The organism is uncultured Collinsella sp. (assembly GCF_959026545.1).
Classification (GTDB): Bacteria; Actinomycetota; Coriobacteriia; order Coriobacteriales; family Coriobacteriaceae; genus Collinsella.
In genome coordinates this window covers 1-16,489 of the sequence record NZ_CAUFLV010000027.1, presented here as the reverse complement: position 1 = coordinate 16,489, position 16,489 = coordinate 1, and the positions used below count along the sequence as shown (strand labels likewise).

The 16,489-nt window shown below is 63.5% G+C and carries 29 protein-coding genes, 1 tRNA gene and 1 pseudogene; 6 read left to right on the top strand and 25 right to left on the bottom strand.

Features of this window, described 5'->3' with window-relative positions:
* The 23 genes from Q5Q88_RS08955 to Q5Q88_RS08845 all read right to left on the bottom strand — a co-directional run.
* Positions 1-225: hypothetical protein (locus Q5Q88_RS08955; protein WP_302743096.1), on the bottom strand; the 225-nt coding region annotated here is incomplete at its 3' end.
* Positions 194-661: a hypothetical protein gene (locus tag Q5Q88_RS08950; RefSeq protein WP_302743094.1), complete on the bottom strand. Its 468-nt coding sequence runs from the start codon at positions 659-661 to the stop codon at positions 194-196. The genes Q5Q88_RS08950 and Q5Q88_RS08955, both read right to left, overlap by 32 nt.
* 122 nt (positions 662-783) lie before the next feature.
* Entirely contained in the window at positions 784-1,170 is a 387-nt protein-coding gene (locus Q5Q88_RS08945; RefSeq protein WP_302743092.1) for an HNH endonuclease, read from the bottom strand.
* A gap of 115 nt (positions 1,171-1,285) precedes the next feature.
* A complete protein-coding gene (locus tag Q5Q88_RS08940; RefSeq protein WP_302743090.1) occupies positions 1,286-1,732 on the bottom strand; it encodes a hypothetical protein in 447 nt (148 codons plus the stop codon).
* A gap of 2 nt (positions 1,733-1,734) precedes the next feature.
* A complete protein-coding gene (gene dut / locus Q5Q88_RS08935; protein ID WP_302743088.1) occupies positions 1,735-2,172 on the bottom strand; it encodes a dUTP diphosphatase in 438 nt (145 codons plus the stop codon).
* Positions 2,172-2,429, bottom strand: coding sequence for a hypothetical protein (locus Q5Q88_RS08930; RefSeq protein ID WP_302743086.1), 258 nt, complete (start codon positions 2,427-2,429; stop codon positions 2,172-2,174). Before Q5Q88_RS08930 ends, dut begins: the two co-directional genes overlap by 1 nt.
* A 12-nt stretch (positions 2,430-2,441) precedes the next feature.
* On the bottom strand, positions 2,442-2,840 hold the full coding sequence (locus tag Q5Q88_RS08925) for a single-stranded DNA-binding protein (RefSeq protein WP_302743084.1): 399 nt from the start codon (positions 2,838-2,840) through the stop codon (positions 2,442-2,444).
* A complete protein-coding gene (gene mihF, locus Q5Q88_RS08920; RefSeq protein ID WP_302743082.1) occupies positions 2,837-3,184 on the bottom strand; it encodes an integration host factor, actinobacterial type in 348 nt (115 codons plus the stop codon). Before mihF ends, Q5Q88_RS08925 begins: the two co-directional genes overlap by 4 nt.
* A complete protein-coding gene (locus tag Q5Q88_RS08915; RefSeq protein WP_302743080.1) occupies positions 3,181-3,405 on the bottom strand; it encodes a hypothetical protein in 225 nt (74 codons plus the stop codon). The genes mihF and Q5Q88_RS08915 overlap by 4 nt, the downstream gene beginning before the upstream one ends.
* Before the next feature lie 132 nt (positions 3,406-3,537).
* On the bottom strand, positions 3,538-4,719 hold the full coding sequence (locus Q5Q88_RS08910) for a site-specific integrase (RefSeq protein WP_302743078.1): 1,182 nt from the start codon (positions 4,717-4,719) through the stop codon (positions 3,538-3,540).
* A 2-nt stretch (positions 4,720-4,721) separates the two neighbouring features.
* The gene (locus Q5Q88_RS08905) at positions 4,722-4,898 is read right to left on the bottom strand and encodes a hypothetical protein (protein ID WP_302743076.1); all 177 of its coding nucleotides are present in this window, start codon (positions 4,896-4,898) and stop codon (positions 4,722-4,724) included.
* A gap of 154 nt (positions 4,899-5,052) precedes the next feature.
* Complete coding sequence (locus tag Q5Q88_RS08900; protein ID WP_302743074.1) at positions 5,053-6,321, bottom strand: ParB/RepB/Spo0J family partition protein; 1,269 nt, start codon at positions 6,319-6,321, stop codon at positions 5,053-5,055.
* Positions 6,321-6,785 carry a hypothetical protein gene (locus Q5Q88_RS08895; protein ID WP_302743072.1) on the bottom strand — a complete coding sequence of 155 codons (465 nt, stop codon included), beginning with the start codon at positions 6,783-6,785 and terminating at the stop codon, positions 6,321-6,323. Before Q5Q88_RS08895 ends, Q5Q88_RS08900 begins: the two co-directional genes overlap by 1 nt.
* Before the next feature lie 13 nt (positions 6,786-6,798).
* Entirely contained in the window at positions 6,799-7,215 is a 417-nt protein-coding gene (locus Q5Q88_RS08890; protein ID WP_302743070.1) for a hypothetical protein, read from the bottom strand.
* Positions 7,202-7,429, bottom strand: a complete 228-nt coding sequence (locus Q5Q88_RS08885; RefSeq protein WP_302743068.1) for a Lar family restriction alleviation protein — start codon at positions 7,427-7,429, stop codon at positions 7,202-7,204. Before Q5Q88_RS08885 ends, Q5Q88_RS08890 begins: the two co-directional genes overlap by 14 nt.
* 123 nt (positions 7,430-7,552) lie before the next feature.
* Positions 7,553-7,777, bottom strand: a complete 225-nt coding sequence (locus Q5Q88_RS08880) for a hypothetical protein (protein WP_302743066.1) — start codon at positions 7,775-7,777, stop codon at positions 7,553-7,555.
* Positions 7,774-8,118, bottom strand: a complete 345-nt coding sequence (locus tag Q5Q88_RS08875) for a hypothetical protein (protein WP_302743064.1) — start codon at positions 8,116-8,118, stop codon at positions 7,774-7,776. The genes Q5Q88_RS08880 and Q5Q88_RS08875 overlap by 4 nt, the downstream gene beginning before the upstream one ends.
* An 11-nt stretch (positions 8,119-8,129) precedes the next feature.
* Positions 8,130-8,507: a hypothetical protein gene (locus Q5Q88_RS08870; RefSeq protein WP_302743062.1), complete on the bottom strand. Its 378-nt coding sequence runs from the start codon at positions 8,505-8,507 to the stop codon at positions 8,130-8,132.
* A gap of 218 nt (positions 8,508-8,725) precedes the next feature.
* Positions 8,726-9,208 carry a Lin1244/Lin1753 domain-containing protein gene (locus tag Q5Q88_RS08865; RefSeq protein WP_302743060.1) on the bottom strand — a complete coding sequence of 161 codons (483 nt, stop codon included), beginning with the start codon at positions 9,206-9,208 and terminating at the stop codon, positions 8,726-8,728.
* Entirely contained in the window at positions 9,198-9,464 is a 267-nt protein-coding gene (locus Q5Q88_RS08860) for a hypothetical protein (RefSeq protein WP_302743058.1), read from the bottom strand. Before Q5Q88_RS08860 ends, Q5Q88_RS08865 begins: the two co-directional genes overlap by 11 nt.
* Positions 9,461-9,850 (bottom strand): hypothetical protein, encoded by a 390-nt coding sequence (locus Q5Q88_RS08855; RefSeq protein WP_302743056.1) that lies wholly within the window; start codon positions 9,848-9,850, stop codon positions 9,461-9,463. Before Q5Q88_RS08855 ends, Q5Q88_RS08860 begins: the two co-directional genes overlap by 4 nt.
* The gene (locus Q5Q88_RS08850; RefSeq protein ID WP_302743054.1) at positions 9,847-10,047 is read right to left on the bottom strand and encodes a hypothetical protein; all 201 of its coding nucleotides are present in this window, start codon (positions 10,045-10,047) and stop codon (positions 9,847-9,849) included. Before Q5Q88_RS08850 ends, Q5Q88_RS08855 begins: the two co-directional genes overlap by 4 nt.
* A gap of 204 nt (positions 10,048-10,251) precedes the next feature.
* A complete protein-coding gene (locus tag Q5Q88_RS08845; RefSeq protein ID WP_302743052.1) occupies positions 10,252-10,476 on the bottom strand; it encodes a helix-turn-helix domain-containing protein in 225 nt (74 codons plus the stop codon).
* Between the two features lie 217 nt (positions 10,477-10,693).
* Between Q5Q88_RS08845 and Q5Q88_RS08840 the strand changes: the two genes are divergently transcribed.
* From Q5Q88_RS08840 to Q5Q88_RS09285, 3 genes and pseudogenes are all read left to right on the top strand, one after another.
* A complete protein-coding gene (locus Q5Q88_RS08840) occupies positions 10,694-11,098 on the top strand; it encodes a helix-turn-helix domain-containing protein (RefSeq protein ID WP_302743050.1) in 405 nt (134 codons plus the stop codon).
* 42 nt (positions 11,099-11,140) lie between these two features.
* A complete protein-coding gene (locus Q5Q88_RS08835) occupies positions 11,141-11,602 on the top strand; it encodes a hypothetical protein (protein ID WP_302743048.1) in 462 nt (153 codons plus the stop codon).
* Between the two features lie 93 nt (positions 11,603-11,695).
* A pseudogene (locus tag Q5Q88_RS09285) lies at positions 11,696-12,592 on the top strand (recombinase family protein); the annotation flags it as partial.
* A gap of 21 nt (positions 12,593-12,613) precedes the next feature.
* Here Q5Q88_RS09285 and Q5Q88_RS08825 read toward each other — a convergent pair.
* Together Q5Q88_RS08825 and Q5Q88_RS08820 are read right to left on the bottom strand one after the other, a co-directional pair.
* Complete coding sequence (locus tag Q5Q88_RS08825) at positions 12,614-13,069, bottom strand: hypothetical protein (protein ID WP_302743044.1); 456 nt, start codon at positions 13,067-13,069, stop codon at positions 12,614-12,616.
* 85 nt (positions 13,070-13,154) lie between these two features.
* Positions 13,155-13,230 (bottom strand) — tRNA-Ala (locus Q5Q88_RS08820).
* A 630-nt stretch (positions 13,231-13,860) separates the two neighbouring features.
* Here Q5Q88_RS08820 and rlmD point away from each other — a divergent pair.
* The 3 genes from rlmD (at position 13,861) to Q5Q88_RS08805 (ending at position 16,363) form a co-directional block, all read left to right on the top strand.
* On the top strand, positions 13,861-15,174 hold the full coding sequence (gene rlmD / locus Q5Q88_RS08815; RefSeq protein ID WP_302743042.1) for a 23S rRNA (uracil(1939)-C(5))-methyltransferase RlmD: 1,314 nt from the start codon (positions 13,861-13,863) through the stop codon (positions 15,172-15,174).
* A gap of 95 nt (positions 15,175-15,269) precedes the next feature.
* Positions 15,270-15,815 (top strand): DJ-1 family glyoxalase III, encoded by a 546-nt coding sequence (locus Q5Q88_RS08810; RefSeq protein ID WP_118653289.1) that lies wholly within the window; start codon positions 15,270-15,272, stop codon positions 15,813-15,815.
* On the top strand, positions 15,812-16,363 hold the full coding sequence (locus Q5Q88_RS08805) for a nucleoside triphosphate pyrophosphatase (RefSeq protein WP_294123304.1): 552 nt from the start codon (positions 15,812-15,814) through the stop codon (positions 16,361-16,363). Before Q5Q88_RS08810 ends, Q5Q88_RS08805 begins: the two co-directional genes overlap by 4 nt.
* Positions 16,364-16,489: the final 126 nt, after the last annotated feature.

Sequence of the window (16,489 nt, the reverse complement as noted above, 5' to 3'; positions counted from 1 at the left end):
CGGGAAGAACCTGAGCATCCCCTTGTACTTCTCGAGGCGCTCGACGTCGATGAAGAGCTCCTCCTCGGCGAAGACCCGGCGGACGTAGGCCACGAGCTTGTGCTGCCGCTCGCAGGCGCGCACCCTCCCGGTCTCGACCAGGCGCATGTACCCGGTTATCTCGCGGCAGCGGATCTGCTTGTGGCGGCGCGCCCTAGATGTTCGCGAAGCAGTCTTGCTTGCCATCGTCCTGCCCGCCCTTCAACCCCGCGAAATCCACGCGGGATGAGGGGTCGAGCTTGAGCAGGCGCATGATGCGCTCGTAGGTCGCGGCCTCCTTGTTCTTCATGGAGTTGTACCGCTGGCGCTCGGCGCCCTCCCGCGCCTTCTCCTCGCGCCCCTTGTAGTGCAGGTAGCGCGCGTAGCTCGAGGCCATGACGGCGAGCGGCTCGGAGTCCGTGTCGCCGTAGATCGCCACGCCGGCGGCGACGTTGACGCGCCTCATGTAGGCGGCCTCGCGCTCGAAGACCTCGGCGGCCGCGCCGTCGAGCCAGTCCGGCATCGAAATCTCGCCAATTGACGCGTAGATCTCGCGGCTCAGGCCGTCGTCGATCTCGTCCTTGGTCATGTGCGACTTGCCCCGCGCCACCTTGAGGGCGGTCGGGTCTCGCGGCTTGGCCATGGGCTCTCACCGTCCCTATTCCGTTTTCCGTTAAAAGGAGAAAAAACCGCACGGGCGGCTCTTCCCCTACGTTGCAACCCCCCTTCACGCAAAACCCCTATGGGGGGTGGGGGGGGTATGAGCTACCAGATCTCGCCGCGCAGGTCGCTTCTCGCGTCCTTCCGGGTCTTTCTCTTCGCCCTCAGCTGATCGTAGGTCCTGCCGTGCACGAGGTTGTGGTGGTGGTCGCACAGCGGGTGCAGGACCTCGCGGAGGGAGCCGTCCGCCTGGCGTAGGTACCGAGTCAGCGCCAGGGACGGCTCGTCCCTCACCTCGTGCTCGTGGTGGACGGTGACGGCGCGGCCGTACTTTCCCTCGGCCTCGCACATCTCGCACTCGCCGTGGTGGTCGGCGAGCACGTCCGCCCTCAGCCTCCTCCACTCCGGAGACTGGTAGAAGGCGTACAGGCGGCCCTCGTCCATGAGCTCCCTGATCCACGCATCGAGAGGACGGTCGGTCGGGACTCTCATGGAACCACCCCGCGAACGCAGAGAGGCCACGCGGGCTAACCCTGCGCGGCCTCTCGTGATAATCCACCGTACCGAACTTTAGCATAACGCGGGAAGTGATGGGAAGTGGCGTTTATCAGGCGTTCTTCAATTCAGCCCATCCGATGGCGTCAATCTTCACGAAAGCTGCGCTGCACAGCTCCTTGCACCACTTGTCCGAGCAGCGCATCACGTCGGCCATATCTCGCCATGATTCGCCCTGCAGATAGCGCATGCACACGGCGTCCGCGTACCTTGACCCCGCGACCTTCGCCAGGCCGCCGCGCCCGTCCCTGCCGTAGAGGTACACGAGCGCCTCGTCCACCTCCGCGTTGGCGTCCGCGATGCGGCGCTCGAGCCTTCCCTCGAAGTCGATGCGGCTCGCGATGGCGTCAGCCGGCGAGGACACGCCCCCCTTGCCGCGCGGCTCGAAGCTCTGGGCGCGGCCGCACTCCTTGGCCCTCATGCGCTCGAGCATCTCCGACGCCTGCTGGATCTTGACCACCTCCGCCCTGATCGAGCAGAAGTACTCCTTGGCCGTCATGCCTACTCGCAGCCGGTCGAGCCGAAGCCGTCGGAGCCGCGCTCGGTCTCGCCAAGGGACTCGACCGGCACGAGCTCGCACGGGACGAACGGCATGATGACGAGCTGGCATACGCGCGTGCCCGCCTCGAGCTCCACGTCCTCGTACCCGAGGTTGATGAGCGGCGCGTGGATCTCGCCGCGGTACCCGCTGTCGATGACGCCGACCGCGTTGGTGAGGGTCACGCCCTGCTTGGCGGACAGGCCGGAGCGCGGGAACAGCAGCCCCACGCACCCGCTCGGGATCTCGACCGCCATGCCGCACCCGACCACGCAGCGCTCCATGGGGCGGAGCTTGATGTCGCGCGTGATGCGCAGGTCCAGGCCGGCGTCCCCGTCGTGCGCGTAGCGCGGCACCGGCGAGCCGTTCGGGATGGTGACGTTGAGCTTGCGTCCGAGCATCAGGCCACCTCCCCGCTCGTGAGGAACACGACCGAGGACGCGGGCACCCACTTGGCGCCCTTGCCGGACGTGATGGAGAGGTGCCTGATCGCCACCTTGCCGCGATGGCTCATCGCGACGATGCGGTACCGCGCGTCGTTGAAGATCACCACGTCGTCGAGCGCCAGGACGTTGCCGCGGACGTCTCGCGGGTTGGATCGGACGGCGTCCGCCCAATCGTGCTCCTGCCCGGTCTTGAACCACTTGTCGAAAATCATCTGGTCACCTTTCTAAAACGGGATGTCCTCGTCGTAAACGTCCATGGGAGAGGCGGGCGCATCTTGTGCCGCCCGCTGCTTCTCGCGGCGGTACTGCATCAGCTCGATGTCGTCCACGCGCACCTCCCACTTCTTGCACTTGCGGCCGTCGGCCTCGTAGGTGCCCGTGTGCAGCCGCCCGATCAGCGCCACCTTGGCGCCCTTCTTGAGCCACGGCTCGAGAGCCTCGGCGCGTTTGCCGAACATCACGCAATCGACCCAGTTCGTGTAATCGCCCCAGTCGCCGTCCGCCCGCTGCACGCGCTCGGCCACCGCGACCGAGAACGTGAGCACGGGCGTGCCGGACTTGCTCACGCGGAGGACCGAGTCGGCGCCGAGGTTGCCGGACGCCGTCACCTTATTCAGGCTCATCGGTCGGCCCCCTCGACGCATTCGAGCAACGCGAGGCGCTGGCGGACGCCGATGCCGCGCAGGCGGCGGCTCGGGCTGATGTCCAGCTTGCGCATGATCGCCGCAGCCTTGGCCTTGCCGTGGTCGGGCAGCGCCATGATGAGCTGCTCGACCCTCATGCCGGATGCGGCGTCCATGCCCTTGTCGGACAGCTCGAACGCCTGGCGCGCGGTCACGAGCCCCTGCTTGAGGTCGCGCTTGAGCTGCATCCGCTCGGCGCGAATGCGAGACGCCTTCGCCAGTGCGGCGCGGCGCTCGTCGTCGGTGAGCGGAGGGATGGGGTTGCGGTTCTTCTGTTCGGTCATTTCAGTACCTTTCCCTTGAAACGGCCGCGAAGGCCGATCATCTTCAACACCTCGAGGGCCCGCATGGCCACGTCCCGGTGGAAGAGCCATACGGTCTGATGCGGGACCTCGATCTCGTACAGGCCGCCGCAGTCGCCGTTGTCCGGCAGCGATTTCCTGTACCGGTCGAGCTGCTTGGCCTTCGTCTCGGCCATGCCGACCTTCACCTCATCGTTGGCCAATCGGGACCCCCTTTTCCGTCTGTTCCATATAATTACTTCTTATATTTCCGAGGCCCTTGCATCGCGGCCCATTCACGCGCTCCGACCTGCCGGTTCCGGCAATCGGCGCGGGCGCCGCGAAAAACGCTTCTGTCACTTTTCTGTCACTCCCCTCATGGACCTCTCGAACGCCTCCGCTGCCGCCTGGTCGCGGCCCTTGAGGACGTGCGCGTAGAGCTTGAGCGTGGTCGCCTCGTCGGCGTGCCCCATGCGCTCGGACAGCGTCTTGATGTCGACCCCGGCGTCCAGGCACATGGTCGCGTGCGTGTGGCGCAGCCCGTGGAAGGTCACCCCGTCCGGCAGGCCGAGCGTGCGGCGCAGCTCCGTGAACCTCGTGGAGACCGTGGTCGGCCGCATCCACGAGCCGTCGATGGTCACGATCGGCGAGTCCGCCGTGAGCCCCGCGACGAAGCGCCCCTGCATCTCGATGAAGCCCTCTACGGCGCGCATGTCGGCGTGGGTCACCGAGATGTTTCGGGACCTCCTGCCCTTGGGGACGTCGCGGCGGTAGGGCTTGCGGCCGGTCGCCTCGATCACCGTGCCACCGACGTGGAGGTGCATCCGCTTCCTGGAGACGTCGCGGCGCCGCTCGGCGCAGACCTCGCCGACGCGCATGCCGGTGCGCAGGGACAGCCAGGCGGCGAAGGCGTTGACCGCGCGGACGTAGTCCTCGAGCGTCTCCACCTCCCCGGTGAACTGCGCCGCGAGCGCGAAGTCCAGCCGAGGGAGGTCCCATTCGTCCACGACGGCCGCCTCGTGGCGCTCCGGCGACGGGTGCCGCACCGAGGTCATGGGGTTGGACTCGAGCACGCCAGAGGAGACCCAGTGGTTGAAGGCGCCGCGCAGGAAGTGGTGGACGCCGATCACCGTGTTCCTCCCCAGGTCGGCCCCGCCATCCGACTCCGGCGCGAGCAGGCGCATCTCGAATCGCGTGAGGTCGACGGCCGTGAGCTCCCCGGCGACTGCGCCCTTGAGGTAGGTGCCGACGTAGCGGCGGGTGAAGAGCCGGTAGGTCTTCACCGTGTTCGGACTGGCGCCCATCTTCTCGCGCATGTCGATGTACTCGGCGAGCAGGTCGGAGATGACCGTGCTGTGGACCTTGCCGTCCGCGGTGAGCATGGACGCCCACGTGTCGGCCATCGCCTGCGCCTCCTCGCGCGAGCGGGCGTCCGGGAAGCGGCGGTACGGCTTGACCTTGCTCCCGTCGGCGGCGAGGCCCATGTAGGGCCGCGCGTACCACACCCCGTCCCGGTCGAGCCTGACGGTGACGTTCACCGTCAATCACCGCTCGCGGCGCCGACGATGAGGGAGAGCGCCACGAGGCACATCGCCGACAGGGCGCCCCAGCCCCATGCGGGGCCGAGCGCCGTCCCGACCGCCACCGCGGCCGACAGGGCCATGGCAACCGCGACGATGGCGGCGAGCATCCCGAGGACGTTTCGATTTCCGTTCATTCATGTCTCCTTACGTCATGCCGCGCATGAGGCGGCGAGGATCAGCAGAAGGCCGAGGGCGAGGTCGCGCATCATGTCGATCGCGAGGGCCGCGATGCCGACGAGGATGGCCGCCGAGATGAGCGCGTCCACCAGCGGCGGCCATCCGCCCCCGTCACGCATCGGCGCCCTCGAGCTTCCCGGCCATCTCGGCGCACTTCCCGAGCAGCCACTCGTCGCGCTCGTCGGTCTCGAACCCGGCGTCGACGGCGAGATTCAAGGCGTCCAGCAAACCTGCGGCGCGCACGGCGGCCTGACGCTCGTCCCGCTCGTACCTTGCCTTGAAGATGAGGACGTCATAGATGTTGACCCTGGCCGTCCTCAGCAGGTACGACTCGCATTCGAATCGGCTAACCTGCCGCAGCTTTCTGGCCCTGTCGTAAGCCAAGTCCGAGAGCGCGCTGTATACCTCGTCCGTCTTTGCGTCTCCATAACGCAAAGTGAACTCGCGACCATCCCTGACCCCATCGTTAATCTCGTTGGTGACTTCCATCTCGCCGCTGAGGACCCACGCAGCGATACGGTCGTAGAGGTCGGTCGAGTCGCCCTTCGAGCGCTCCCTGTCCAGCTCCTCCTGCGTGAGCTCCTTGGCGCCGGCGCCCTCGGGGCCGAAGAACCGCACCGTGCCGTCCGGGTCGACCATCGCCACGCACTCGGGGCCGAGATCGCGTGCCTCTTTGCCGAGCGCCGCGGGCGTCGTGCCGTACGGGTAGACCGTGCGGATGACCACGAGTCCCTCCGGCTTCTCGGAGACGACCTCCACACCCGCCTTGGCGAGCGCCCCGAGGCGCTTCTCCGCCCTCTCCTCCTCGGCGATGCGGGACTTGATCTTGCTGACCTCCCAGCGCCATGAGTCGCCGGCTGCGAGCACGGCCTCGGCGTCCTCGTCGGACAGCTCGCTCGCGGCGAGCGCCTGGTCGAGCGTCACCTGCACGCCCTCCGGCGCTCGGCCCGCCATCATCCTCATGGCGGTCACCTTGCCGCGCGGGGCGCGGGACGCCCTGGCGGCGCGCTCGGTGTCCACGCCCAGGACGAGCATCTGCTGAACGCCGCGGGACACCTCCGCCTCCGTCAGCGGCTTCTTGTCGTCCGTGGCGAGCATGGCCACGAGTTCGTTTGCCTCGTCGAAACTGTCGTATACGATCGCGTCGACCTCGCGTTCGGACCCCTCCCCGTAGATCTCGCACAGCGCGCGGTAACGGCGCTCTCCGTCCACGATGCGGCAGATGTTGCCGTCGCGCACGAGCACGGGCGGGTTCACAGGCTCGCCGCCCGTCGCGCGGATCGTCTCGGCGAGCGCGGCGATGTCGCCGAAGTCGCCGCGCGGGTTCGTCTCGCTCGGCACGATGTCCCTGAGCGCGACCCTGCACTTGCTGGCCTCCATCATTTCACCTCTTCCTCGGGGAGCCTCTCCCCGCACTGGCAGCAGTAGCTCCAACCCTCGTCGTACGGGCACCCGCACTCCGGGCACGCGCCGATGCAGATGCCGGGCCCCGGGTCGATGAGCGAGGCGAGCTCCGCGATGACCTCGCGCCGCTCGTGAAGCCCCTCGTCACCGAAGACCGCGCACCCGAGCGTCGGCCACGAGATCTCGCCCTCCGGTATCTCCCGCAGGCGGATGGCGGCGAGCACCCTGTCGCCGGGCATCGGGGACACCCCCGACCAACCGGGCCCCTCGGCGAACCCCTGGAGGTACCCGAGCTTGTAGACGTTCCCGAGCTGCACCTCAACCATCTCGACCACGGCCGCCGAGATGTCCGAGCACACGTCCGGCATGCCCGCGGTCGCGCGCTCGACGATCGAGCTGGCCTCGTCCCAAACCGAGGCCCGCGCCTCATCACCCGTCATCGCTTCTCCCTTCTCACAGCTCGACTGCCTTGTCGATGATCTCCGCGATGACGCGAGATGCCGCCACCACACCATCCACGTACGCGTTCGTGTGCAGATCTGGTCCCTCCACGCACTCGCAGACGAAGTCGCAAAACGCGGCGTGCGCCCCTCCGATCTGGGACTTGAGACGCGCCAACTCGCATTCCAATTGCCTGTTGCGCTCGATGAGGGCGAGGTTGTCCCTTACGGTCAGCTCCGCCACATCCAGTGAGATCAGGTCGGCAAGGCGCCGCACGCCGGCGGCCTCGTACCATGCGCCGTCATCCGTCACGAGGCCGAGGACGTCCTCGACCTCGCCGCGGTCGTAGAACTCGCCATCGGCGATATCGAAGACATCCAGCGCTCGGAGCGACTCCGCGATGCATCGCCGCTGGTCATTCCTCGTCATCGCGCTCACCGTCCCTCCGATTCCACTCGGAGACTGCGTAGTCGCGCTTCAGCAGGACTTCCGGCCCCGTGGCGCCGCACCGCCCGCAGTACACATGCCACGTCGGGATCGAGCCGTCCGGCTCGCCGTTGACATAGCGATCGATGCCCCCGGCGTCCTCGATGGAGAGGTTCCGGGAGTGCCCGCAGAACGGGCAGGGTTTAAGGTCAGGCATCTCATACCTCCTTCACGATGCCGTCGCACGCGTGGCGGCTCGGAAATGCGACAGCGTCGTTTTCCCGTCGCGACACGTGTCGCACCTCTTTCGCACCTTTTTCGCAGCTGTGTCGCACCTCAGTCATTCGTCCTCCTCGAAGATGACGGCCCCGTCGTCGTATTCCGATTCGAGCCACGCGCGGTAGTCTTGGACGCCGGTGAACTCCTTGATGAGCCGGCTATGCGTGGTGACAGTCGACATCGGTTCCGTGACCCACACCGTCACGCGGATGGGGTAGCTGCGGAACCGGACCTCCATGTTCGCCGTCATCGCGGGGGTGCCGAAGTAACGCTCATGGTTCGTCATTCGTCCACCACCACTCCGACGAGCGCCTTCGCGCTTTGGGCGGGGCGCTTGAGCGGACGGGTGGCACGCATCGAAGTGTTCCAGTCGCCGTCCTCGGCGTCCTTGACGTGGACCTTGCCGGCGGTGAACTCGATGGCCTCGACGGAGATGGCTCCGTGGGTGGGGAGCTTCGCTATGTCCCCGAACCACACGTAGTCGCCGTCCTCGAAACGCGGCCACATGTCGAGGATCTGGCGCTCCCTCTCCGTCAGGAAGCGCTTGCCCGTGTCGGCCCGCTCCGCCATTGCCTCGCAAACGGCCCGGCTCTTCTCGGCGTTGCGAGCGTCAAATTTCTTGGTCATTTCCATTCCTCCTAAACCTTTCTCCCGATCCACGGCCCGCCATCGGGCTCGTAGCCGTCCGGCATGTCATCGATGCGGCGCCTGGTTGTGTACACGCGCTCGACCTCCAGCTCGTAGGCCCTTCCGCAGCGAGGGCACTCGTGCTCAGTTGCCCCGTCCTCGATCTCCCAGGAGTCCGTGTCTGGATGGAGGCACCAGGGGCAGATCGCCGCGGTCGCCTGGTACTGCTCGTTCGCCCATTCGCGCTCGCGTCGGAGCTCGGCCCTGCACTCGTCGCAATAGGCCACGCCGCGCTTCCCGAGGAGTTCCGCCGTTCGCTTGCTGAACTTCGTGAAGTTCGTCGTCGGCTTCCCGCACCCCTTGCAGGGCCGTACCTTGATCTCGCCCATGTCACATCGCCCCGCATGTGGAAAACCCGTTGAAAACCTGTTGAGAACCGAAGCAGCGGCAAAAGAAAGAAGCGGCGCAAGAAAGAAAAATCCTCTTGATGGATGAATCCTCAACAAGAGGGAGGGATTTGGATTTGGATTTAAGAATCCAAATCCCTCCCTTATTGTTTTGTCTTGTATTGTTTTGTTTATTAGCTTGAGCAAAGTTGAAGCTCTGCTTAAGCTCTGCTTTCCTCTTGCTTGAGCTCTGCATGTTCATCACCCTTTCTCTTCCTCCTGGAGCCGCCCTTCCTGCCGCCCCACCTCTTCGCCCCGAAGTAGCTCGCGTTGCGGTCCATCCGCCCGCTCGCCACCCCGCCGTCCTCCGTCACCCTCAGCAAGCCGAGGCTCACAAGGTCTTCGATGAACTCCTTGCAGTTCTCGAGCGCCTGCAGTTCGCTGAACGGCCCCGCGATGAATCTCAATTCCTCCGCGAGGTTCATGAGGTCGTCCTCCTCGGAGACCGGCAGCTCATGCCCCTTGGTCCCCGCGAACAGCTCGCAGATGCGCCAGTAGCGCCCGTATCCCTCGAACCCGTGCCGGCGCAGGAGCTTGCGGCACGCACCGTCGTCCGCCGCACCCGAGTCGTGCGGGAAGAACGCCATGGGGCCGGCGGCGCACTCGGCGATCTCGCGGAGGTCCTGCTCGGACTTAACGGCCATCTCGATCACGCCCGAGCGTGTCGACAAGGGCGCCCTGGGCGATCCAGTCGATGACGTCATCCAGGTCCTCCGGCTCGGAGCCGATCTGACACCCGTCCATGACGTCGACGGCGTAGTTGAGCGACCAGGCGATGAGATCCCCGACGAGCGTGGTGTATGCCACCTCGCTGCCCTCGCACCCCAGTTTCGCGATCCTCCCGTGCGCGGCACGCACGACCGCGAGCAGATGCTCGCGCACCTCCTCCATCTCCCTCATGACTCCTCCTCGTCCAGGAAAGACCTGCGCGTCTCGATGCGCATGTCCGGGTGCCGCTCGAGCAGCCAACGGGCCAAAAGCGGCGTGATGTTGTTGTTGATGGAATAGACGCGCGCGGTGCCGTCGGTGTCCTCGTAGGGGACCGGGTTGATGCGCACGTGTCCCTCGTAGCGCTGGCGCTCGATGAGGTACTTGGTGGACACGCGCATGCCGCGCGAGTCGATCGAGAGCGCGGTCAGCTCAATCTCGCGCATGGCGCCGGGGTTGAGCCGCGCGAACTCCTCGAAGAGGTCCTTGTGGTCCTGGGCGCGCAGCGGGTAGTGGCGCTGTTTGCGCTCTGCCGCCATGACCGCCGCGACCGACTGGTCGTAATCGTGCGTGTTCATCGGGTAATCACCCGCCACGCGACCGCCGCCGGGATGCCGAAGATCGGCAGGATCAGCCAGTAACCCCACGTCTCGCAGGCGCCGATGATGGCGTTGCATGCGAGAGCGGGCAGGATGCCGCTGAGTGTCAGGGCGAAAATGGCGCCGCCGATGATTTCTCGACAACTGTACTTTTGGGTTAGAATCTTCTTTGTCATTTGGTGTCTGCCTTTTGACATTGCCCGTCCGAAGTTGCAGCTTTGGGCGGGCGCTTCTTGTTTCTCATGCGGGCCAGGGCCAAGACGGCGAGCTCCGAGCAGAACTTCGCCTGCCTCGCGTCTAAGTCAGTGCGATCCGGCACCCTAACCAGCCTCCCCACGCACGGCGCGGTCGGCCAGAAGCGACTCGGCGAACCCGCCCATCTACTCCACCACCGCATTGCGGCCGCCCAGGGCGTCCAGTGACACCCCGAACAGGGATGCAATCATCCAAGCCTTCTCGAAACTTGGGACCGTGCGCCCAGATTCGTAGTTGGACACGGTGTTTGCATCCACGCCGAGCGCATCGGCGACCTCCTGCTGGCTCATTCGGGCCTTGTGTCGCAGGCCGCGGATGTTGCCCGCCAGCACCTCTTGGTCGAATTTCAAACCGTTCTCCTTTCTTCTTGAGCGACCGATGAGCCCATTGGCTTTTTCAATGGGCTTCCGTAACTTATTGGTGGCACCACCAATAAGTTTGTGGTGCCACCCCTAAGTGGTTTCAACTATAGGGTCCAAACCCCTAATGTCAATATTGAATTGTAAATCTGATTGAGTTTTTTGTGGTTTGGCCCTAATATATTTAGACAACAGAAGGGAGATCGAAATGATTGAGGTGCCTGACCGCAAATCCATCGGCGCAAGCCTCCAATCAAACAGAAAGAAAGCTGGCTTTAAATCAGCTAAAGCATTTGCAACTTTTATGGGCTTGAACCCTAATACATACACCGATTACGAGCAGGGACGCATTGGCCTTTCATTTGAACTTGCCTGGCAAATTGCCGACGCTCTTCATTGCACGCTCGACGAGCTCGGAGGGAGGGGCTTCTCGCCGCCGGCGGAGCAACCGGCGTACGCAGACCCCTATCAAGCCGAACTCAACGACTGCTACGAGGCCAGCACCGCCGAAGGAAGATCGGTCATCCTTGGAACGGCTCGCGGTCAGCGCGAGCTATCGAAAAAGGTACCCGAAGGTCGTATACCTGCCACCGAAAAACGTCTGGCTGTCTAAACACGCGCAGAAGCGCGAATAGGCATTTCGAAAGGAGACGGAATGAAAAAGAACATCATTGCGGTGGGGGCTCTTGCCATGACGCTCGGCTTGGTCGGATGCGGCTCCTCGCCAGCAGTCGACAACGCCAGCGACAAGCCCGCAGAGGAGCAAGTCAAGGCCGATCTTGATTTCGACGGCAGTGGTATGAGCGACACCGGCGCCGGGATCATGTACCTATCGACCGGCGGTGGAACCTCAGAGGACGGCAACGTACCCGAGATTGTGGCCGATGATGTCATCATTATGCAGATCGGCGTCAACTACTTCGAGGGCGATGGCAGCGTTGCCACGGTGTACGTCGACGGCATGGAAAATACACGCATGAACGCCGGCGACGTCCAGATGACCATCGATCTCGAGAGCGATGCGTTGAAGCCCGGCACTCACAAGGTCGAGGTCGTGGCCAAGGACGGCGATGCTGTCACGATCTACAAAGCAGCCGAATATAAGATTGTTGAATAGATAAAGGATTGCCCTGCGCAAGATCTTGGCGGACAGGCGCAGGGCAATTGCGTAGCGCAAGAGCTATAGCCCTCACACGAAGGGAATTTTACCATGCAAAAGAATCGCGCGGCGATCTATGCGCGCTTCTCGTCGCACAACCAGCGCAGCGAGAGTATCGAAATCCAGGTGGACAACTCCCGAGCCTTTTGTGAACGTGAGGGCTTGCAGGTCGTAGAGGAGTACTGCGACTACGCGCAGACGGGACGCAACACCGATCGTGAGCAATTCCAGCGCATGATGACGGATGCCGCGCTCGGCAAGTTCGATTTCGTTGTCATTTACAAAGTGACGCGCATCATGCGCAATCGTGATGAGATGGCCTACGCTCGTATCATCCTCCGCAGGTGCGGGGTCGAGATCCTGTATGCCGGCGAGGACATCTCGTCTGGATCCAGCGGCGTACTGCAGCTCGGCATGCTCGAGGTGCTTGCCGAATGGGAAAGCGCGGTGGACAGCGAGCGCATCAAGGATGGGATCAACAAGAACGCCGAGCGATGCCTGGCAAGCGGGCAAAGGCTGTATGGCTGGGACGTTGTCGACGATCACTTCGTAATAAACGAGCATCAAGCGGGAATCCTGCGCAAGATGAAAAACATGCTCATCGCTGGGAACACGATCTCGGAGATCTCCCGCTCGTTCCCCGGAGAGACCGGAGGACGCGGAGCGCCGTTCAACCCCTCGCGCGTCAGAAAGCTCCTCAAGCGCCCTCAAAACGCAGGCGTGTACAAGTTTGCGGGCCACGAGCAAATCGACGGGATGCCGGCAATCTGGAGCGCCTCAGAGCAAGAGCTGATAGACACCATCCTCGACAACGAGAACAGGCCGCGCAAAAACGTGGGCGACGGGAAAAGTTACCCCCTAAGCGGTCGCATCACGTGCACCACGTGCGGCGCGGTCATGCGCGGCACAAGTGGAACTTCAAAGACCGGAAAGACGTACCGGTACTACCGCTGCCCGAAATGTCATCGCTCAATCAGAAAAGAGCTGATCGAGGATTTGGTCTACGACATGACGCTCAAGGCCGTCGGAGAGAAGAGTGCGCGCGAGCGGATCGCAAGCGCCATGAGGGCGAGCGGTGAACTCGAGGCGAAAACCGAAAACGAGACCACCCGGATCAAGAAGGAAATAAAGCGCATAGACGATTCGTTCTCCCGCATCTGGGATGCCATTGAGGAGGGCTTCGCTCCCCCGGGAGGGAAAGACCGCATAGAGCAGCTGAAGAGACGCAAAGCAGAGCTTGAGCTCAGGCTGAGAGAAGAAAAGCAGAACGAAGCCCAACCGCTGACCATGGAGGCAATCTTGGATTGGCTCGATCATGCCGCGGAGGAGATGACCGAGGATATCGCCCTCGGCACATTTGTGAACTGCGTGGAGGTCGACCGTGCGGAAGGGAAGATCTACGTCTACTACGCCTTCGACAAACATGGGAACGGATTCTCACCGTCTTTGGCGACCGAAAAAGAAAAAAGCGAACACCTTCGCGATGTAAGGTGTTCGCCTAGTTATCCTGTGGTGGAGACGAAGGGGATCGAACCCTCGACCTCCTCGATGCGACCGAGGCGCTCTCCCAGCTGAGCTACGTCCCCAGGACAAGTGAACATTCTAGCAACCGCACGCGCGATGTCAACGCAAAAACTGAGTTTATTTTCTACAGCATCGGCAACCCGAACGTGGTGCCGCAAGCGCGGTGGCCGAAGAGGTCGATAAGATGGCCGGGATATTGTGAGGAAACGTCGATTTGAAATCAGGGTGATCGTTTCAAACCCATGATAAATCACATTACCAGGCCTAAAAATGTGAGGGAACGTGGGTTTGAAAGAACCTCTGTTGTTTCAAACCCACGTTCCCTCACATAGGCTCTCTCACGTAGCGACACAAAAAGACCGCCCCCCACTTCACGAAAATGAACCCACCTCTGCAAGGTGGGTGCCCTCATCGTGCGGTTCCAGCTTCCTTAACAACGAAGGATACCTGTACTATGCCGACTGTGTGGGCTCCCTAAATAAACGCGACGGTTCACCCAGTTGCTCCGCGGGGGGCGGAACACCTTCATCATACGGCATGTCGATTGCGATACCAGTCTTGACTTAGAAAAGTTGTTGGTGGAGGATTGTGTACAGGCCGCGTATATGCGGCCAATTTTGTGCGCCATGGCGCGGATATGCCCCCCGAACTGCAATACTTGGCTCATTCGAAAACGCTCCACAGGAGGCGCTATGAGGCTCAGCATCGAAACCATGACCTACGGACCGAACGGACTCGCCCACACGGATGAGGGGAAGGCGGTCTTCGTGTCTGGTGGCCTCATCGGGGATACGGTTGAAGCCCGCATCACGGAGAACGGTCCTTCGTTCTCCCGCGCCACCGTCGAAGAAGTCATCGAGCCCTCCCCTATGCGCGAGCACTCTCCCTGTCCCTTTGCCGGCATCTGCGGGGGGTGCCCGTGGGGCGGCCTGGCATATGACGCACAACTCGAAGCCAAGGAGGAAAACCTCCGCAGTGCCCTCATGCGCATCGGTAAATTCTCTGCAGATGAGGTCTCCGCTCTCATGCGCCCCATTCGCCATGCCAAAGAGCCCTGGGGATACCGCAATAAGATCGAGCTCGCCCCCATCCGCGAAAACGGTAAGTTCCGCCTTGGCCTTCATGGACGTGATCCGAACCAGATCATCAAAGTTGACACCTGCCCCCTCTTCAGCAAGAAACACGCCAAGGCGATCAAAGCCGTCACGGGAGCCCTCGGCTTCCTCGGCAATTCTCGTGACCTCGAACTTGAACGCGTCGGCATCCGCTCAAGCCGTCGCACCGGCGCGCTAGAAGTCGCCCTGTGGACCCCCACCGGAGCGTTCCCGCGCGCCCAGGTCTCACGCGTGTTGGGTGATGCCGTGCGCGCCACAAGTGTGGTACGCGTCATGTCCAAGGGAGAAAAGCGCGCCCGCCGCGTGGCCGGCGTCGAGGCTCTCGCCGGCGAAGGTTCCTGGACCGAGAAGATCGGCGAGGAGAACATGCGCCTGTCCGCGCCCTCGTTCTTCCAGGTAAACACCAAGGCGGCCGAGATCCTCATCGACCTGGTCATGGAGGCGCTGGACCCACAGCCCAACGAGCTCGGTATCGACCTGTACTGCGGCGCCGGCACCTTCACCCTGCCGCTCGCCCGCCGCTGCGATTTCGTGAGCGCCGTCGAGTCTTATGGACCCGCCGTGCGCGACCTGCGCCGCAACCTCGACATCGCCAACCTCACCAACGTCGATGTGATCGGCGGCGACGCCGTGCGCGAGTTCCCCGACGAGGACGCCGACGTACTCGTTGTCGACCCGCCGCGAGCCGGCCTTGCGCCCGAGGCGATCGACCTCATCGCATCCACGAGCGCCCGCGACGTCGCTTACGTGTCATGCGACCCCGCCACCCTCGCCAGGGACTTGCGCCGCTTTGTCGAGGAGGGCACCTTCCGCCCGGTCTGGGCAACACCTGTCGACCTGTTCCCGCAGACCTTCCATTGCGAGACCGTCGTAAGGCTCACCCGCGCATAGACACGTCCCCAATTGCACCATGTGCGTCATTGATATGGGCGCGGGCGAATCGGGTATAAGTCCGGCATCGCTGCACCCAATCGAGAGGACCTGCCATGGCCGGAGTTGCCGTACTCGCCGCAGATGGTTTCGAGACCATCGAATGCCTAACCGTCGTCGACGTGTTGAGAAGGGGTGGCGTTCGCACCGCGCTCGTCTCAATCATGGACTCGCGCGATGTGGTCACCTCCCAGCAGATTCCCGTGACCTGCGACGCCATGCTCGACGAGATCGACTTCTCGGACTACGACTACATCGTGCTCCCCGGAGGACTCCCCGGAGCCACGAACCTGCGCGCCAATGAGCGCGTCTGCGAGCTCGTGCGCGAGTTCGCCGCCACCAAACACGTCGCCGCCATTTGCGCCGCCCCATTCATCTTGGCCGAACTGGGCGTTTTGGAGGGGCATCGCGCCACGTGCTTCCCAGGTTTTGACAGCAACTTCCCCGAGGGCTGCCATGCTGGAGAGCGTACCGTGATCGTCGATGGCAACATCATCACCGCCTCCGGCATGGGGCAGGCGCTTCCCTTCGCACTCGCCATTTTGAACGACATCGCCGGCAAGGTCGCCGTCGACAAGGTTAAGGACGGCATCCAGCTGTGATCCTCGCATCCCAATCTCCTCGACGCATCGAGCTCATGGGCGAGGCGGGCTTCGAGATCCGCGTGATCCCCGCCGACATCGACGAGTCCGTCCTCCCCGGTGAGGGGCCGTTTGAGCTCGTTGAGCGCCTTGCTCGCGCCAAAGCGCAGGCCGTTGCGCGGCAGCACGCCGAACTCGACGAGCCTGTGATCGCCGCCGACACCATCGTCGCTTTGGACGGCGAGCTCCTTGGAAAGCCCGCTGGCAAGGCCGATGCGCGCCGTATGCTGCATAGCCTGTCAGGCAAGACCCACCAGGTCGCCACGGGCGTCTGCATCGCGCGGGGAGATTCCGTCAATTCCTTCGTCGACATCACGGACGTCACTTTCTACGAGCTGACCGACGCCGAAATCGACGCTTACGTCGAAACCGGTGAGCCGATGGACAAGGCGGGCGCCTATGGCATCCAAGGCCAACATGGCCGCATGCTCGTCGAGAAGATCGACGGTGACTTCTACAACGTGGTCGGTCTCCCCATCGCGAAGGTCATTCGTAGGCTGCGAGGATAATTGCGGGCGGCGGATGGGCATATAAGGCCCGATACTCGGACAGTTCTGGCTCGCGCGAAGAGCCCACTGGGCTCTTCGGCTCATGCGGAACTCGTCTCGGGCCTTATATGCCCCTCCGCCGCCCCC

Bases quoted from the DNA above. Each gene is read 5' to 3' on its own strand.
- Q5Q88_RS08950 (WP_302743094.1), bottom strand. From the start codon at position 661: ATGGCCAAGCCGCGAGACCCGACCGCCCTCAAGGTGGCGCGGGGCAAG.
- Q5Q88_RS08945 (WP_302743092.1), bottom strand. From the start codon at position 1,170: ATGAGAGTCCCGACCGACCGTCCTCTCGATGCGTGGATCAGGGAGCTC.
- Q5Q88_RS08940 (WP_302743090.1), bottom strand. From the start codon at position 1,732: ATGACGGCCAAGGAGTACTTCTGCTCGATCAGGGCGGAGGTGGTCAAG.
- dut (WP_302743088.1), bottom strand. From the start codon at position 2,172: ATGCTCGGACGCAAGCTCAACGTCACCATCCCGAACGGCTCGCCGGTG.
- Q5Q88_RS08930 (WP_302743086.1), bottom strand. From the start codon at position 2,429: ATGATTTTCGACAAGTGGTTCAAGACCGGGCAGGAGCACGATTGGGCG.
- Q5Q88_RS08925 (WP_302743084.1), bottom strand. From the start codon at position 2,840: ATGAGCCTGAATAAGGTGACGGCGTCCGGCAACCTCGGCGCCGACTCG.
- mihF (WP_302743082.1), bottom strand. From the start codon at position 3,184: ATGACCGAACAGAAGAACCGCAACCCCATCCCTCCGCTCACCGACGAC.
- Q5Q88_RS08905 (WP_302743076.1), bottom strand. From the start codon at position 4,898: ATGAACGGAAATCGAAACGTCCTCGGGATGCTCGCCGCCATCGTCGCG.
- Q5Q88_RS08900 (WP_302743074.1), bottom strand. From the start codon at position 6,321: ATGGAGGCCAGCAAGTGCAGGGTCGCGCTCAGGGACATCGTGCCGAGC.
- Q5Q88_RS08895 (WP_302743072.1), bottom strand. From the start codon at position 6,785: ATGACGGGTGATGAGGCGCGGGCCTCGGTTTGGGACGAGGCCAGCTCG.
- Q5Q88_RS08890 (WP_302743070.1), bottom strand. From the start codon at position 7,215: ATGACGAGGAATGACCAGCGGCGATGCATCGCGGAGTCGCTCCGAGCG.
- Q5Q88_RS08885 (WP_302743068.1), bottom strand. From the start codon at position 7,429: ATGCCTGACCTTAAACCCTGCCCGTTCTGCGGGCACTCCCGGAACCTC.
- Q5Q88_RS08880 (WP_302743066.1), bottom strand. From the start codon at position 7,777: ATGACGAACCATGAGCGTTACTTCGGCACCCCCGCGATGACGGCGAAC.
- Q5Q88_RS08875 (WP_302743064.1), bottom strand. From the start codon at position 8,118: ATGACCAAGAAATTTGACGCTCGCAACGCCGAGAAGAGCCGGGCCGTT.
- Q5Q88_RS08870 (WP_302743062.1), bottom strand. From the start codon at position 8,507: ATGGGCGAGATCAAGGTACGGCCCTGCAAGGGGTGCGGGAAGCCGACG.
- Q5Q88_RS08865 (WP_302743060.1), bottom strand. From the start codon at position 9,208: ATGGCCGTTAAGTCCGAGCAGGACCTCCGCGAGATCGCCGAGTGCGCC.
- Q5Q88_RS08860 (WP_302743058.1), bottom strand. From the start codon at position 9,464: ATGAGGGAGATGGAGGAGGTGCGCGAGCATCTGCTCGCGGTCGTGCGT.
- Q5Q88_RS08855 (WP_302743056.1), bottom strand. From the start codon at position 9,850: ATGAACACGCACGATTACGACCAGTCGGTCGCGGCGGTCATGGCGGCA.
- Q5Q88_RS08850 (WP_302743054.1), bottom strand. From the start codon at position 10,047: ATGACAAAGAAGATTCTAACCCAAAAGTACAGTTGTCGAGAAATCATC.
- Q5Q88_RS08840 (WP_302743050.1), top strand. From the start codon at position 10,694: ATGATTGAGGTGCCTGACCGCAAATCCATCGGCGCAAGCCTCCAATCA.
- Q5Q88_RS08835 (WP_302743048.1), top strand. From the start codon at position 11,141: ATGAAAAAGAACATCATTGCGGTGGGGGCTCTTGCCATGACGCTCGGC.
- Q5Q88_RS08825 (WP_302743044.1), bottom strand. From the start codon at position 13,069: ATGTTTGTCGAAGGCGTAGTAGACGTAGATCTTCCCTTCCGCACGGTC.
- rlmD (WP_302743042.1), top strand. From the start codon at position 13,861: ATGAGGCTCAGCATCGAAACCATGACCTACGGACCGAACGGACTCGCC.
- Q5Q88_RS08810 (WP_118653289.1), top strand. From the start codon at position 15,270: ATGGCCGGAGTTGCCGTACTCGCCGCAGATGGTTTCGAGACCATCGAA.